The 15,649-nt window shown below is 71.7% G+C and carries 12 protein-coding genes; 8 read left to right on the forward strand and 4 right to left on the reverse strand.

Going from position 1 to position 15,649, the window contains the following annotated elements:
• Positions 1-93 precede the first annotated feature (93 nt).
• On the reverse strand, positions 94-1,176 hold the full coding sequence (gene rapZ, locus ABZV94_RS22315; RefSeq protein ID WP_356342777.1) for an RNase adapter RapZ: 1,083 nt from the start codon (positions 1,174-1,176) through the stop codon (positions 94-96).
• Positions 1,173-3,329: an excinuclease ABC subunit UvrC gene (gene uvrC, locus ABZV94_RS22320; protein ID WP_356342779.1), complete on the reverse strand. Its 2,157-nt coding sequence runs from the start codon at positions 3,327-3,329 to the stop codon at positions 1,173-1,175. Before uvrC ends, rapZ begins: the two co-directional genes overlap by 4 nt.
• A 687-nt stretch (positions 3,330-4,016) precedes the next feature.
• On the opposite strand from uvrC, the gene ABZV94_RS22325 reads away from it, so the two are divergent.
• Complete coding sequence (locus tag ABZV94_RS22325; protein ID WP_356342781.1) at positions 4,017-4,964, forward strand: hypothetical protein; 948 nt, start codon at positions 4,017-4,019, stop codon at positions 4,962-4,964.
• Positions 4,965-5,034: 70 nt separating this feature from the next.
• Here the strand turns inward: ABZV94_RS22325 and ABZV94_RS22330 are convergent, their stop codons facing one another.
• Complete coding sequence (locus tag ABZV94_RS22330; RefSeq protein ID WP_356342783.1) at positions 5,035-5,463, reverse strand: Rieske 2Fe-2S domain-containing protein; 429 nt, start codon at positions 5,461-5,463, stop codon at positions 5,035-5,037.
• A 282-nt stretch (positions 5,464-5,745) separates the two neighbouring features.
• Here ABZV94_RS22330 and ABZV94_RS22335 point away from each other — a divergent pair, with 282 nt between their 5' ends.
• Together ABZV94_RS22335 and ABZV94_RS22340 are read left to right on the forward strand one after the other, a co-directional pair.
• The gene (locus ABZV94_RS22335) at positions 5,746-6,882 is read left to right on the forward strand and encodes a LacI family DNA-binding transcriptional regulator (protein ID WP_356342786.1); all 1,137 of its coding nucleotides are present in this window, start codon (positions 5,746-5,748) and stop codon (positions 6,880-6,882) included.
• Positions 6,879-7,799 carry a carbohydrate kinase gene (locus ABZV94_RS22340; RefSeq protein ID WP_356342788.1) on the forward strand — a complete coding sequence of 307 codons (921 nt, stop codon included), beginning with the start codon at positions 6,879-6,881 and terminating at the stop codon, positions 7,797-7,799. Before ABZV94_RS22335 ends, ABZV94_RS22340 begins: the two co-directional genes overlap by 4 nt.
• Before the next feature lie 159 nt (positions 7,800-7,958).
• Here ABZV94_RS22340 and uvrA read toward each other — a convergent pair whose 3' ends face one another.
• Positions 7,959-10,985: an excinuclease ABC subunit UvrA gene (gene uvrA / locus ABZV94_RS22345; protein WP_356342790.1), complete on the reverse strand. Its 3,027-nt coding sequence runs from the start codon at positions 10,983-10,985 to the stop codon at positions 7,959-7,961.
• Between the two features lie 224 nt (positions 10,986-11,209).
• Between uvrA and ABZV94_RS22350 the strand changes: the two genes are divergently transcribed.
• The 5 genes from ABZV94_RS22350 to ABZV94_RS22370 all read left to right on the forward strand — a co-directional run bounded on the left by ABZV94_RS22350 (position 11,210) and on the right by ABZV94_RS22370 (position 15,645).
• Positions 11,210-11,896 carry a maleylpyruvate isomerase family mycothiol-dependent enzyme gene (locus tag ABZV94_RS22350; protein WP_356342792.1) on the forward strand — a complete coding sequence of 229 codons (687 nt, stop codon included), beginning with the start codon at positions 11,210-11,212 and terminating at the stop codon, positions 11,894-11,896.
• Between the two features lie 68 nt (positions 11,897-11,964).
• Positions 11,965-12,621, forward strand: a complete 657-nt coding sequence (locus ABZV94_RS22355; protein ID WP_356342794.1) for an MBL fold metallo-hydrolase — start codon at positions 11,965-11,967, stop codon at positions 12,619-12,621.
• 411 nt (positions 12,622-13,032) lie between these two features.
• On the forward strand, positions 13,033-13,917 hold the full coding sequence (locus ABZV94_RS22360; RefSeq protein WP_356342797.1) for an ABC transporter substrate-binding protein: 885 nt from the start codon (positions 13,033-13,035) through the stop codon (positions 13,915-13,917).
• Positions 13,914-14,849 carry an amino acid ABC transporter permease gene (locus ABZV94_RS22365; protein WP_356342799.1) on the forward strand — a complete coding sequence of 312 codons (936 nt, stop codon included), beginning with the start codon at positions 13,914-13,916 and terminating at the stop codon, positions 14,847-14,849. Before ABZV94_RS22360 ends, ABZV94_RS22365 begins: the two co-directional genes overlap by 4 nt.
• Positions 14,850-14,916: 67 nt before the next feature.
• Positions 14,917-15,645 carry an amino acid ABC transporter ATP-binding protein gene (locus ABZV94_RS22370; protein ID WP_103813091.1) on the forward strand — a complete coding sequence of 243 codons (729 nt, stop codon included), beginning with the start codon at positions 14,917-14,919 and terminating at the stop codon, positions 15,643-15,645.
• Positions 15,646-15,649 lie beyond the last annotated feature (4 nt).

Raw genomic sequence — 15,649 nt, forward strand, 5'->3', positions numbered from 1 at the left:
GGCGGGGCCGGCCCCCGCGGGCCTCGGCCGGGCGGCCGGCGCGCGCGTCGGGCACCATCCGGCGCAGCCTGCTCAGCCGCGGTGTACGTTCCGTCATTCGCGTCCCATGTCCCGGTGTACGACCACCGTCTCCACGCCCTCGGCCGCGAGCCGCGCGGCGAGCTTCTCCGACATCGCGACCGAGCGGTGCTTGCCGCCGGTACAGCCGATGGCGATGGTCACATACCGCTTGCCCTCGCGCCGGTAGCCGGCCGCGATGAGCCGCAGCAGTTCGGCGTACCGGTCGAGGAACTCCTTCGCGCCGGGCTGGTTGAAGACGTAGGCGGCGACCTCCTCGTTGAGGCCGGTGTACGGGCGCAGCTCCGGGACCCAGTGCGGGTTGGGCAGGAACCGCATGTCCGCGACCAGGTCGGCGTCGACCGGGAGGCCGTACTTGAAGCCGAAGGACATCACGGTGGCCCGCAGCTCGGGCTCCTCCTCGCCCGCGAACTGGGCGTCCATCTTGGCGCGCAGCTCGTGCACGTTGAGGCTGGAGGTGTCGATCACCAGGTCGGCGTCGCCGCGCAGCTCGCGCAGCAGCTCCCGCTCGGCGGCGATGCCGTCCACGATGCGCCCGTCGCCCTGGAGCGGGTGCGGGCGGCGCACCGACTCGAAGCGGCGGACCAGGGCCTCGTCGGAGGACTCCAGGAAGACGATCCGCCGGGTGACGCCCCGGGTGTCCAGGTCGGCGAGGGACTCGCGCAGGTTGTCGAAGAAGCGCCGGCCGCGCACGTCCACGACGACCGCGATCCGCGCCACGTTCCCCTGGGAGCGGGCTCCCAGCTCCACCATGGTGGGGATGAGGGCGGGCGGGAGGTTGTCCACGACGAACCAGCCGAGGTCCTCCAGACACTTCGCGGCCGTGGACCGGCCGGCCCCGGACATGCCGGAGATGATCACCAGCTCGGGGATGGCCGCCTCGGGGACCCCGGCTGTCTCGCTGCCCGTACTCACCTGTGCTCCGTTGTCCTGGCCGGTGTCCTGTCCGGCGGCCCGGTCGGCGCCGGGCCGGCTGGTGTCCCGGCCGGTCTCGGGCCGGCCCAGGGGCCGGCCGGTGTCGTGCCGGACGACATCGTCGCCCGTGCCGCTGTGCGCCTGATCTCGCTGTGCTGTGGGCTGTGCGTCGTGCTCGGTCATGTCTCCTGCCCCCGTCGTTCGTCCGGGACGCCCGCGGTCACGGGCTCCCCCGAGGAACCCCCCGTCGTATCGGGTTCCTCGTCCTCAATGATCTCTCCGGTCGCCGTGTTCACGGCGGGCGCGGCCGGGGCCGCCTGGGCGAGGGCCACGGCGATGGTCTCGGCCGTCTTCCGGCCTATCCCGGGCACTTCCTGGATCTGCTCGATTGTGGCGGAGCGCAGCTTCTTCACCGAGCCGAAATGCTTGATGAGCGCCTGTTTGCGGGTTTCGCCGAGGCCGGGGACGTCATCGAGCGGGCCCGCGCGGAAGCGCTTGGCGCGCTTGGTGCGCTGATAGGTGATCGCGAACCGGTGGGCCTCGTCACGCACGCGCTGGAGCAGATAGAGGCCCTCGCTGGTGCGGGGCAGCACCACCGGGTCGTCCTCGCCGGGCACCCAGACCTCCTCCAGGCGCTTGGCGAGACCGCAGACGGCGATGTCGTCGATGCCCAGCTCGTCCAGCGCGCGCCGGGCCGCCGCGACCTGCGGCTGGCCGCCGTCGACCACGACGAGCTGGGGAGGGTAGGCGAACTTCTTGGGGCGGCCGTCGTCGTCCTTGAGGGACCCGTTGATCACCTCGGTGCCGTCGAGCACGGAGTCGCCGGCGGGGAGGGGGCCGTCGGTGGCGGGGCCTCCGGCGAGGGAGCCGTCGGTGGCCGAGCCGTCGGCGAGGGAGTCGTCGGTACCGGAGCCGTCGGCCCACTCCCCCGTGCGCTCCTTCTCGGCGAGGTAGCGCTTGAAGCGGCGGGTGATCACCTCGTGCATCGAGCGGACGTCGTCCTGCCCGGCGAAGCCCTTGATCTGGAACCGCCGGTACTCGCTCTTGCGCTGCAGGCCGTCCTCGAAGACGACCATGGAGGCGACCACGTCGTCACCCTGGAGGTGCGAGATGTCGTAGCACTCGATCCGCAGCGGGGCACTGTCCAGGTCGAGGGCCTCGGCGATCTCCTCCAGCGCACGCGAGCGCGTGGTCAGGTCGGAGGCGCGCTTGGTCTTGTGCAGCGCGAGGGCCTGCTGGGCGTTGCGCTGCACGGTCTCCATGAGCGCCTTCTTGTCGCCGCGCTGCGGGATGCGCAGCGACACGTTCGACCCGCGGCGTCCGGTCAGCCACTCCTGGACCGGCTCGACCGGCTCGGGCAGGGCCGGGACCAGCACCTCCTTGGGGACCGCGTCCCCGCTCTCCTCGCCGTACAGCTGCTGCAGGGCGTGCTCGACCAGGGCGCCGGTGGTGACCTCCTCGACCTTGTCGGTCACCCAGCCACGCTGACCGCGGACCCGGCCACCGCGCACATGGAAGATCTGCACGGCCGCCTCCAGTTCGTCCTCGGCGACGGCGATGAGGTCGGCGTCGGTCGCGTCCGCGAGCACGACCGCGTTCTTCTCCATGGCCTTCTTCAGGGCCTCGATGTCGTCCCGCAGGCGGGCCGCCCGCTCGTACTCCATCTCCTCCGCCGCCTCCATCATCTGCTTCTCCAGACGACGGAGGTAGGTGCCGGTGCGGCCGGCCATGAAGTCGCAGAACTCCTCGGCCAGCTCCCGGTGGTCCTCGGGGGTGATCCGGCCGACGCAGGGGGCGGAGCACTTGCCGATGTAGCCGAGCAGGCAGGGCCGGCCGGTGCGGGCGGCGTTCTTGAAGACTCCGGCCGAACAGGTGCGCACCGGGAAGACCCGCAGCAGCAGATCGACGGTGTCCCGGATGGCCCAGGCGTGCGCGTAGGGCCCGAAGTAGCGGACGCCCTTCTTCTTGTGACCGCGCATCACCTGCACCCGCGGGAACTGCTCGTTCATCGTGACCGCGAGGTACGGGTAGCTCTTGTCGTCCCGGTACTTGACGTTGAACCGGGGGTCGTACTCCTTGATCCAGGAATACTCCAGCTGGAGTGCCTCGACCTCCGTGGACACCACCGTCCACTCCACGGACGCTGCCGTGGTGACCATCGTCCGGGTGCGCGGGTGCAGGTTCGCCAGGTCCTGGAAGTAGTTCGCCAGGCGCTGGCGCAGGCTCTTCGCCTTTCCGACGTAGATCACCCGGCGGTGCTCGTCACGGAACCTGTACACCCCCGGAGAGTCCGGGATGTCTCCCGGCCTGGGGCGGTAGCTGGAGGGGTCGGCCATGTCTCACACCCTACTGGCGAGCACCGACACCGCGTCGCGCCTGTGGACAACGCCCGCACCCGGACGGCGTCCCCTCGCCGGGCGCCCGCCACCCCTTCCGGCCTGCGGCCGGCCGGACGCCTCGGTCGGGGCTCGCCGGGTCCCATGGAGGAGGGCGCGCGCTCGCGCGGGGCCGTGCGAGACGGGGCACCGTCCGCGCGAGAGGGGGGACGCGTCGTCCGGCACGGAGGTCCCCGTCGTTCACACCGGGACGGGTCGGCGCGGCCTGTCCCCGGCGCGGAGCGGGGCGGAGGTACGCGCGCCCCCCGGATGCCCTCCGCGCCCCGGCCCGTTCGTCCATCGCGTTCCGGCCATGCCGGTGAGGCCATGCCGGTCTGGCCCCACCCGGCGTCGGCACCCCGGCGGGGCGTGGATGAGGCGTGCCCGCCCCGAGGGGACCTCGGCAACCCCCGCCGGCCGCAGACCGGCACGGTCCGGCCAGTCGCCCGGAACGGCCGGGTCCTAGGTGTTGTCGGGTTCTGGTCAACACGCTTCAATGCGGGGGAACTCGGGGCCGTACACACATGCGTACGGGCCGGCGCGGCGTGCCCAGCCAGAGGCGCCCGCGGTGCCCACGGGGGTGGCCCCGCACACCCGCACAGGCGGTCTGACCAGCCGTAGCGACACCTCGCAGAAAGGCCCCTCGGCATGCGGCATGCCACAGAGCACGCGGACGTCCCCACCGCGGAACTGGACACGGCCCTGCGCGGCGGCCCCTTCCACGTGGCGCTGCGCGCCGCGATCGCCGCACGCGGACTGCCGCTCCAGCGCGTGCAGCACCATCTGTCACGTCACGGGGTCAAGGTGGGCGTCACCAGCCTGAGTTACTGGCAGCAGGGTGCTCGCCGCCCGCAGCGCCCGGAGTCGCTGCGCGCCGTACGGGCCCTGGAGGAGATCCTCCGGCTACCGGACGAGTCGCTGATCCGGCTGCTCGCGGAGTCCGACGAGCGGGTGACGGCCGACCGTCCGGCGGGCCGCTCCTACCGTTCCCTGGTGGAGGCCTCCGGCGTCGTGGACCGGCTCACCGGCGACCTCGGCTGGTCCCTCGACGGCGGACTGCACACCGTGGGGCACCACGAGCGCGTCCGGATCGGCGCCCGGCGCGAGCTGGTGAGCCGCGAGGCCCACCACATCGTGCGGGCCCACCGCGACGGCGTCGACCGCTTCGTCGCCGTCCATCACGGCGACCCAGGCTGCGACCCGCGCCGTGTCACCGTGCACGCCCTGGAGAACTGCCGCACCGGTCGCCTCCGCTGGGACCAGGACACCGGCGTCCTCGTCGCCGAGCTGCTCTTCGGCACCCGGCTCCGCACCGGCGACACCTTCCTCTTCCGGTACGGCGTCGAGGACGGCACGGCCGGGACGTCCCGCGAGTACCTCCAGCGGTTCGGCTTCCCCGGCGGCCAGTACGCGCTCCAGGTGCGCTTCGACACGGCCGCGCTGCCGGTGCGCTGCCACCGCTTCACCCAGCATTCGGCCGCGGCCCCGCGCAGCGGCCGGCAGGAGCTGTCCGTGGCCGGTCCGCACCACTGCGTCCACCTGGTCGAGCCCCGGATCCGGCCGGGCATCCTGGGCATCGCCTGGGACTGGGAGTGAGCGGAACCCGACGGTCCGCACGCTGAGCCGGGCCTGCGCCCGCCGCTCCCCCGGCCCCGCGGCGCCCCGCTCAGTCCGCGGGACCGGCGACGATCCTGCCCTTCGCGGTCTTCACCGACAGCGCGGGCAGGGGCTCGGTGGCCGGCGCCTGGACCACCTTGCCCGTCACGGCGTCGAACCGGCTGCCGTGGCAGGGGCAGATCAGGGTCGTCCCCTGCAGCTTGTTGATGGGGCACCCGGCGTGCGTGCAGATCGTGCTGTACGCCTTCAGGGTGCCGTCCTCGGCCCGGCTGACGACCACGTTGTGATCCCGGTACAGCTTGGCCTCACCCTTCGCGACCTCGTTCTCGGCGCCGAGGTCGACCGGCGCGGTGGGGGCGGCCGCGGCGGAACCACTGCCGTCCGGGGCCGAGCACGCGGCCAGGCCCAGCCCGGCGACGGGGGCGGCGGCGGCCCCTCGAAGGACAGTACGACGGCTCGCGGAGGAGGCGGCGGGCATGTGGTGCTCCACTGGTCAAGGGGTGTGCAGGGCGACCATACCCGGGCAGAGGGGGCGGTCTCGGAGCGGGGGCCTCGCCGAGCCGGGTGGGCGGGGCCGGGTGTCCGCCCGGTCGGCAACGAGGGAGTCGGGGGGCGTGGCGTGAGAGTGAGGCCGCACTCAGGCACGTAAACGCTTACGCAAGCGTTTACGCCGGGCCGAGTCATGGGATAGCGTCCGGCCGGAAGCCGAGAGGACCGGAGCCGGCACGTACCGGACGGCGGGTTCGGAGAAGGGAGCGCGATGGCCACCATGGCGGATGTCGCCCGGAGTGCCGGGGTCTCCGTGGCGACCGTCTCTCACGTGCTCAACGGCACGCGTCCGGTGCTGCCCCACACCCGCCAGGCGGTTCTCGACGCCGTGGACGCCCTCGGCTACACCCCGAACACCCTGGCCCGTTCCCTGGTGACCTCGCGCACCCGTTCCATCGGCCTCGCGGTGTCGGCCATCAGCAACCCGTATTTCACGGAGATCCTGCAAGGCGTCGAGGCCGCTGCCCTGGAGGCGGGCTACAGCCTGCTCATCGCGGATCCGCACGACGACCCCCGGCATGAGTGCAAGGTCGTGCAGCTTCTCCATGAGCGCCGGGTGGACGGCATGATCGTCGCCCCGTCCGCCGACCCGAGCGACCTCGTCGGCTATCTGCGCCGTCACGCGGTACCGACGGTGTTCCTGGACCGGCTGATCGACGCCCGCGCGACGGAGGACGTCGGGCCGGGCGACGGTGCGGACGGTGGCGCCTCTTCGCCGAGCACCCCGCGTTTCGACCAGGTGTGTGCCGAGAGTGCCGCGCCGACGGCTCTGCTCGTGGCCCACCTCGCCGGGCTGGGGCACCGCCGGATCGCTCTGGTCGCCGGCCTGCCCGGGCTCAGCACCACCAGTGAGCGCGTCCGCGGCTACCGGGAGGGCCTCGCCGCGGCCGGTCTGGCGTACGACGGGCGTCTCCTCGTGTCCGGCAACTCCGAGTCCGCCGGGGCCGAGCGGGCCACGGCCGACCTGCTCGCCCTGTCCGATCCGCCCACCGCGCTCGTCACCGCCAACAACGCGATGACCATCGGCGCGCTGCGCGCGCTGCGCCGGCACGGCCGGTCGGTGCCCGACGACCTCGCCCTGTGCTGCTTCGACGACTTCGCCTGGGCCGACCTGTTCTCGCCCCGGCTGACCGCCATCGCACAGCCCAGCCGGGAACTGGGCGCCCAAGCCGTCCGGGTGCTGCTGGACCGTCTGGCCGAGCCGGACCGGCCGGCGCGGACGGTCCGGCTGCCGTGCACGTTCGTCCACCGCACGTCCTGCGGCTGCCCGGAGGAGCCGGGCAGCGGCACGGGAGATGCCGGGGCCACCGCATCACCCACGCTCGTCGAGAAGGGAACCGCCTCGTGATCGTCGTCGCCGGTGAGGCACTGATCGACCTGGTACCGCAGGGCCCGGGTGCCCTCGCGGACCTCAAGCCGGCGCTCGGCGGCGGCCCGTACAACACCGCCGTGGCGCTGGGCCGGCTCGGCTCCCGCACCGCCTTCTGCTCCCGGACGTCGGACGACGCCTTCGGCGAGGCCCTGCTCGACGGGCTGCGGCGGGCCGGCGTCGATGTGTCCGGTGTGCAGCGGGGACCGGAGCCGACGACGCTCGCCGTGGCCACGCTCGACGCCGCCGGTTCGGCCGCGTACTCCTTCTATGTCGACGGCACCGCCGACCGCCTGTTCACCGCCCCCGACGTGCTCCCCGCCGGTACGCGCGCGGTGTCCTTCGGCACCTGCTCGCTCGTCCTGGAACCGGGGGCGAGCGCCTACGAGGAGCTGATGCGGGCCGCTGCCGGACAGGGGCTGTTCACCGCTCTCGATCCCAACATCCGGGCGGGACTGATCCCGGACGCCGACGCCTACCGGGCACGTTTCAAGAGCTGGCTGCCCTCGGTGACGCTGCTGAAGCTGTCCGCGGAGGACGCGGCCTGGCTCGGCGGCACCCCGAGCGAGTGGCTGGCCGCGGGACCGGCCGCCGTGGTCGTCACGCGGGGCGGCGACGGGCTGACCGTGTTCACCCGGGACGGCGGGGAGTATTCGGTGCCGGGTGAGAAGGTCGAGGTCGTGGACACCATCGGCGCCGGTGACACGGTGAACGCGGCCTTGCTGCACGGGCTGGACGCCCGGGACGCGCTGTCCGCGGAAGCGCTCGCCGCCCTCGGGGCGGAGGGCTGGACACGGCTGCTGCGCTTCGCGGCACGGGCGGCGGCGATCACCTGCTCGCGGGCGGGGGCCGAGCCGCCGTACGCGGCGGAGCTGGGCGGTTCGGCCGCGCTGTGAGCGGTCCGCTTTCCCTGTGCTGTTGACAAGGTACGGCCGGGCCTGCGGTGTGCGGGGACCTGTGGGACCGCTGGACCGGGCCGGCTGTTGGTGGAACGAACGGCGCCCCGCGGGGAGTTCCCGTGGGGCGCCGCTTTTTTGATGGCGTGTCAGAACGACTCAGGCCTTGCGGGCCCGCGTCGTCTTCTTCGCTGGCGTGGCCTTCTTCGTGGCCGTGGCCGCCTTCTTGGTCGCGGTGTTGTTGGCCTTGGCCGTCACCGTCTTCCGCGTCGACGACTTGGCCGCGGCCGTCTTCCGTGCCGTGCTGCCCCGCTGTGCCTTCACCGGCTCGGCGTCGCTGATGCGGTCGGCGCCCAGGACCTCGCGCAGGAACTTGCCCGTGTGGCTCGCCGGAACCGCGGCGACCTCCTCCGGCGTGCCCTCGGCGACCACCAGGCCACCGCCGGCGCCTCCCTCCGGGCCCATGTCCACGATCCAGTCGGCGGTCTTGATGACGTCGAGGTTGTGCTCGATGACGATGACCGTGTTGCCCTTGTCGACCAGTCCGCCGAGCACCGTCAGCAGCTTGCTGATGTCCTCGAAGTGCAGACCCGTGGTCGGCTCGTCCAGGACGTAGACCGTGCGGCCGGTGGACCGCTTCTGCAGTTCGCTGGCGAGCTTGACGCGCTGCGCCTCACCACCGGAGAGGGTGGTGGCGGACTGGCCGAGGCGGACGTAACCGAGACCGACGTCGTTCAGCGTCCTGAGGTGACGGGAGATCGCCGGGACCGCCTCGAAGAAGTGCATGGCCTCCTCGATCGGCATGTTCAGGACCTCGGCGATGGACTTGCCCTTGTAGTGGACCTCCAGGGTCTCCCTGTTGTACCGGGCGCCGTGGCAGACCTCGCACGGGACGTAGACGTCCGGGAGGAAGTTCATCTCGATCTTGATGGTGCCGTCGCCCGCGCAGTTCTCGCAGCGGCCGCCCTTGACGTTGAAGGAGAAGCGACCGGGCTGGTAGCCCCGCACCTTCGCCTCGGTCGTCTCGGCGAACAGCTTGCGGATGTGGTCGAAGACACCGGTGTACGTCGCCGGGTTCGACCGCGGGGTGCGGCCGATCGGCGACTGGTCGACGTGCACGACCTTGTCGACCAGGTCGTCGCCGTCCACGCGCGTGTGCCGTCCGGGGACGGTCCGCGCGCCGTTCAGCTCGCGGGCCAGGTGCGTGTAGAGGATGTCGTTGACCAGGGTCGACTTCCCGGACCCGGAGACACCGGTGACGGCCGTGAAGACACCCAGCGGGAAGGACACGTCGATGTCCTGGAGGTTGTTCTCACGGGCGCCGTGCACGGTGAGCTGCCGGGAGGGGTCGCGGGGGCGGCGCACGTCCGGGAGCGGGATCGACTTGCGGCCCGAGAGGTAGGCGCCGGTCTGCGACTCGGTGTTGGCGAGCAGCTCCTTCAGGGAGCCGCTGTGCACGACCTTGCCGCCGTGCTCACCGGCGCCCGGGCCGATGTCCACGACCCAGTCGGCGACCTTGATGGTGTCCTCGTCGTGCTCCACCACGATGAGCGTGTTGCCCATGTCACGCAGGCGGACCAGGGTCTCGATCAGCCGGTGGTTGTCCCGCTGGTGCAGACCGATGGACGGCTCGTCCAGGACGTACAGCACGCCGACGAGGCCGGAGCCGATCTGGGTCGCGAGGCGGATCCGCTGGGCCTCGCCGCCGGAGAGGGTGCCGGCCGCGCGGTTGAGCGACAGGTAGTCCAGGCCGACGTCGACCAGGAAGCGGAGCCGCTCGTTGACCTCCTTCAGGACCCGCTCGGCGATCTTCTTGTCGCGGGCGCTCAGCTTCAGCTCGCCCAGGAAGTCCGCGCAGTCGCTGATCGACATCGCGGAGACCTCCGCGATCGACTTCCCCATGATCGTGACCGCGAGGACGATCGGCTTCAGACGCGTGCCCTGGCAGGAGGGGCAGGGCACCTCACGCATGTAGCCCTCGAAGCGCTCACGGCTGGCGTCGCTCTCGGCCTCGCTGTGGCGGCGCTTGACGAACGGCACCGCGCCCTCGAAGGGGGTGGTGTAGACCCGCTCACGGCCGTACCTGTTGCGGTAGCGCACCTCGATCTGGGTCTTGTGCCCGTAGAGCAGGGCCTTCTGGGCACGCTGGGGCAGGCCCGCGAAGGGGATGTCCGTGCGGAAGCCGAGCGCGTCGGCGAGGGCGCCGATCAGGCGGCTGAAGTAGTCCTTGGTGTGTCCGTGCGACCACGGGTGGATGGCACCCTCGTCCAGGGACTTGTCCTCGTCCGGGACGATCAGCTCCGGGTCGACCTCCATGCGCGTGCCGATGCCGGTGCACTCCGGGCAGGCACCGAAGGGCGAGTTGAAGGAGAAGGAGCGGGGCTCCAGCTCCTCGAAGGACAGGTCGTCGTACGGGCAGTACAGGTGCTCCGAGTACATGCGCTCGCGCTCGGGGTCGTCCTCGGGGAGATCCACGAAGTCGAGCACGACCATGCCGCCGGACAGGCCGAGGGCGGTCTCCACGGAGTCGGTGAGGCGGCGCTTGGCGGAGTCCTTCACCGTGAGGCGGTCCACGACCACCTCGATGGTGTGCTTCTCCTGCTTCTTCAGCACCGGCGGCTCGGACAGCTGGACGGTCTGGCCGTCCACACGCGCGCGGGAGTACCCCTTGGTCTGGAGGTCGGCGAAGAGGTCGACGAACTCGCCCTTGCGCTCGCGCACCAGCGGGGACAGCACCTGGAAGCGGCTCCCCTCCGGCAGCTCCAGGACCTTGTCCACGATGGCCTGCGGCGACTGGCGCGAGATCGGGCGGCCGCACTCGGGACAGTGCGGCTTGCCGATGCGCGCGAAGAGCAGACGCAGGTAGTCGTAGACCTCGGTGATCGTGCCGACCGTCGAGCGCGGGTTGCGCGAGGTCGACTTCTGGTCGATGGAGACGGCCGGGGAGAGGCCCTCGATGAAGTCGACGTCGGGCTTGTCCATCTGGCCGAGGAACTGCCGTGCGTACGAGGAGAGCGACTCCACGTAGCGGCGCTGGCCCTCCGCGAAGATGGTGTCGAAGGCCAGGGAGGACTTGCCCGACCCGGACAGGCCCGTGAAGACGATGAGCGAGTCACGAGGCAGGTCGAGCGAGACATTCTTCAGGTTGTGCTCGCGCGCGCCACGGACGATGAGACGGTCGGCCACGCCGGTCCGCACCTTTCTTGAGAGAAGTGACAGGGGCGGGGCCCCCGTGCTTCTTCAGACTAGGGGGAGCCACTGACAACGCCGGTCGGATTGCCCGGTTGCATAACAACCCCCAGCCATCCAGCATGCCCGACGCCGCCCCCGACCATATAGCACGTGCATTCGATTTGCGGGCGGGGTTCGCCACCTTCACCCGAACGAGTGGCCGGACTAGGGTCGGCGTCATGATGGATCACGCTCATGACCTGGCCTGTGTACGGGACGCGACGGATCGGCTGCTCACCGCGGTCACCACCCTGGACAACGCATCGCTCGCCGAGCCGTCACGGCTTCCCGGCTGGAGCCGCGGACACGTTCTCGCCCACCTCGCCCGGAACGCCGACGCGCTCGTGAACGTCCTCCAGGGCCGTCCCATGTACGCGAGCGCCGAGGCGCGGGACGCCGACATCGAGCGGGACGCCCCGCGGCCCGTGGAGGTCCAGGTCGCCGACCTGCGGGAGAGCGCGGCCCGCTTCGAGGCGGCCGGAGAGGCGCCGGCGGACTGGTCGCGCACGGTGGAGCTGCGCAACTCAGTGACCGACTCCGCGTCCCGGGTGCCGTTCCGCCGGTGGGCGGAGGTGGAGCTGCACCACGTCGACCTCGGGATCGGGTACGAGCTGGAGGACCTTCCGGCGGAGTTCCTGGAGCGGGAGACCGGCTTCCTTGCCGAGCGGTTCTCCGGAAGCACCGGCATCCCGGCGACCCGCGTCACGGACGGCACGCACGCGTGGACGACCGGGCGTACGGCGGACGAGCCCGAGATCACGGTCACCGGCCGGCCGGCGGACCTGGTGGGCTGGCTCGCCGGGCGCCGCGACGGGGCGGCGCTGAAGGTGGAAGGCGGGGCGCTGCCGGTCCTGCCTCCGCTGTAGGAGGACGGTGCGCGGGCTGGGACCCGCGCGGCCGTCCCGCGCGATGGCCGCGCTATAGGCTGACCCTCATGACGTACTCAGGAGAGGTCAGGGTCGGCGGACCGGCGGACGTGCACGAGCTGAAAGACCTGATGATCACCAAGATCGCGGTCGGCCCGATGGACAACAACGCCTATCTGCTGCGCTGCCGGGCCACCGACGAGCAGCTCCTGATCGACGCCGCCAACGAGGCGGAGACGCTCCTCGGCATGATCGGTGACGACGGCATCGCGTCCGTCGTCACCACGCACCAGCACGGCGACCACTGGCAGGCGCTCGCCGAGGTCGTCTCGGCCACGGGCGCGCGTACGTACGCCGGCCGCGACGACGCCCCGGGCATCCCGGTGCCCACCGACGTCCTCGTCGACGACGGCGACGTCATCAGGGTGGGCCGCGTGGAGCTGATCGCACGGCATCTGGTCGGGCACACGCCCGGGTCGATCGCGCTGGTCTACGACGACCCGCACGGCCACCCGCACGTCTTCACCGGTGACTGCCTCTTCCCCGGCGGTGTCGGCAACACGCGCAAGGACCCGAAGGCGTTCGCCAGCCTGATCCACGACGTGGAGACCAAGCTCTTCGACGTGCTGCCCGACGAGACGTGGGTGTACCCGGGGCACGGCAACGACACCACGCTGGGCGCGGAACGACCGCATCTGCCGGAGTGGCACGCGCGCGGGTGGTGAGCGGGGCACCGACCGGCTCGCCTCCCAGGGTGCGCTCCGGCGCACAGGCCGAACGCGCGCGCCGGGCACGACAGTTCGCGTGCGCCGAGCGCGCGCCGTGCAAGCGCCCGGCGTGCACCACCCCTCTGCGCGCCCCGTGTGAACCTTTCGCACGCACCGGGCCCCCGTGCGCACTCCCGGACAGCGGTGGACCGGAGTCAACTGGTAGGAGCCCCGCGCAGGATGACGGCTCCTGAGCGGTAGGGGCCGCCGGTCTCCAACCCCGCCCTCGGCCGGCGGCCCAGGCTCGCACCCCACGCGCGCGTGGGCTGCGGGCAGCCGCGTTCATACGACCGCAACACCCGTTCCCAGCATGCGGACAACCATCGCTGTGACCTGGACAGACGCCGCGTTCGCTGCCAGTCTCCCGCCATGCATCCTGCTCCTCGCGCCCTGCGCCGCGCGGTCGCCGCCATCACCGTAGCCCTGCTCGCCACCGCCGTCGGCTGCGCTCCGCAGCCCGAGGAGAAGGCGTCGGCCGCCCCCTCCGGGTCGGCCGCGAAGAGCTGCGCCAAGGGCCGGCTCGCCACCAAGACGGCCGGGAAACTGACGATCGCGACGGACGAACCGGCGTACGAGCCCTGGTTCAAGGACGACAAGCCCGCCAACGGCAAGGGTTTCGAGTCGGCCGTCGCCTACGCCGTGGCCAAGCGACTGGGGTACGGCAAGAGCGCGGTCGTCTGGCAGAGCGTGCCCTTCAACAAGGCGTTCGCGCCCGGGGTGAAGACGTTCGACTTCGACATCAACCAGGTGTCGATCAGCGCCGAGCGCAAGAAGGCCGTGGACTTCTCCTCCGGTTACTACGACGTGCGCCAGGCGGTCGTCGCCCTGAAGGGCGGCAAGGCGGCCCAGGCGAAGAGCATCGCGGATCTCAAGAAGCTGAAGCTGGGAGCCCAGGTCGGCACCACGAGCCTCGACTACATCACCGACGTCGTGAAGCCGGCGCAGGACGCGGCCGTCTACGCGAAGAACGACCAGGCCAAGTCCGCGCTGAAGAACGGCCAGGTCGACGCCATCGTCACCGACCTGCCGACCGCGTTCTACATCACGGCCGCCGAGGTGACGAACGCCAGGATCGTCGGCCAGTTCGAGAACCAGGGCGGCACGCCCGAGCAGTTCGGGCTCGTGCTGGACAAGGGCAGTACGCTGACCCCGTGCGTGAGCGGCGCCGTCGACGCCCTCCGCAAGGACGGCACGCTGGCCCGGATCGAGAAGCAGTGGCTCTCGGACGCCGTCGACGCCCCGGTGCTCACATGACGGTCACCAAGGGAGAGTCGGCCCGGGAGGGGGCGGACGACAACGGGGACATGACCGGCGGCACCGGCGACGGTGCCCCGGGCGACGGCTACACGCCCTCCGAGCGGCGGCTGGCGCGCGAGCGCCACCGGCGCGCGCGTGCCCGCCGCGCCACGGCCGTCGCGGCCCTCTCCACGCTCCTCACGGCCGTCCTGCTCTACCTGGTCGTCGTCAACGCACCGGGCTGGCCGCGCACCAAGGAGACGTTCTTCAGCGCGCACTACGCGCGCGAGGCTTTCCCGAAAGTCCTCGAAGGGCTGTGGCTGAACGTCCGCCTGTTGCTGATCTGCGGTGCCGCCGTCCTGGTCCTCGGCATGCTGATCGCCGTCGCGCGGACCCTGCGCGGCCCGGTCTTCTTCCCGCTGCGGGTGCTGGCGGCGGCGTACACCGACTTCTTCCGCGGTCTGCCGCTGATCATCAACCTGATGATCGTGGTCCTGGGTGTTCCGGCGCTGCGGCTGCAGGGGGTGACGGTCGATCCGGTGCTGCTCGGCGGTACGGCGCTGACGCTGACGTACTCGGCGTACGTGGCGGAGGTGTTCCGGGCCGGCATCGAGTCGATCCACCCCTCGCAGCGTGCCGCGGCGCGCTCGCTGGGCCTGACCAACCGGCAGGCCCTGCGCTACGTGGTCCTGCCGCAGGCGGTGCGCCGCCAGGTGCCGCCGCTGCTCAACGACCTGGTGTCACTGCAGAAGGACACCGGTCTCGTGTCCATCGGGGGTGCGGTGGACGCCGTACGGGCGGCCGACATCATCGTGGGCCGCAGTCTGAACTACACGCCGTACATCGTCGCGGGGCTGGTGTTCGTGGCGCTGACCATCCCGATGACCCGGTTCACCGACTGGGTGACGGCCCGGACGGACCGGCGGCGGGCCCAGGGAGGGTCCCTGTGAGCGCCCGGGGAGGAGCCCTGTGAGCACGCCCGAGAACACGCCCGTGAGCGAGGCGCCGGTGCTGCGGATGGAGTCGGTCCGCAAGACCTTCGGCGGCTCGGTCGTCCTGCGGGACGTCGGTCTGGAGGTCGCCCCGCACACGGTGACCGCGCTGATCGGCGCCTCCGGTTCCGGCAAGTCCACGCTGCTGCGCTGCGCGAACCTCCTTGAGGAGATCGACGACGGCGCCATCTGGCTGGACGGCGAGGAGATCACCGACCCGCGCGTGGACCAGGACGCGGTACGGCGCCGGATCGGCGTGGTCTTCCAGGCCTACAACCTCTTCCCGCACATGACCGTGCTGGACAACATCACGCTCGCCCCGCGCCGGGTGCACGGCGTCTCCCGCGCGGAGGCCGAGGAACGGGCCAGGGAGCTGCTGGAGCGCCTCGGACTGGGCGGCAAGGCCGATGCCTACCCGGACCGGCTCAGCGGCGGTCAGCAGCAGCGTGTGGCGATCGTACGGGCCCTGGCGGTGCGGCCCCGGCTGTTGCTGCTCGACGAGATCACGGCCGCCCTCGACCCCGAGCTGGTGGGCGAGGTGCTGGAGGTGGTGCGCGGCCTGAAGGACGAGGGCATGACCATGGTGCTGGCCACGCACGAGATGGGCTTCGCCCGGGACGTCGCCGACCAGGTCTGCTTCCTGGACGGCGGGGTCGTGCTGGAGCGCGGCACCGCCGAGCAGGTCTTCGGCGACCCGCGGCAGGAGCGCACGCGGCGCTTCCTGCGGCGGATCGTGGAGGCGGGCCGGCTGTAGCCCG

This window comes from Streptomyces sp. NPDC004658 (genome assembly GCF_040609555.1).
Classification (GTDB): domain Bacteria; phylum Actinomycetota; class Actinomycetes; order Streptomycetales; family Streptomycetaceae; genus Streptomyces.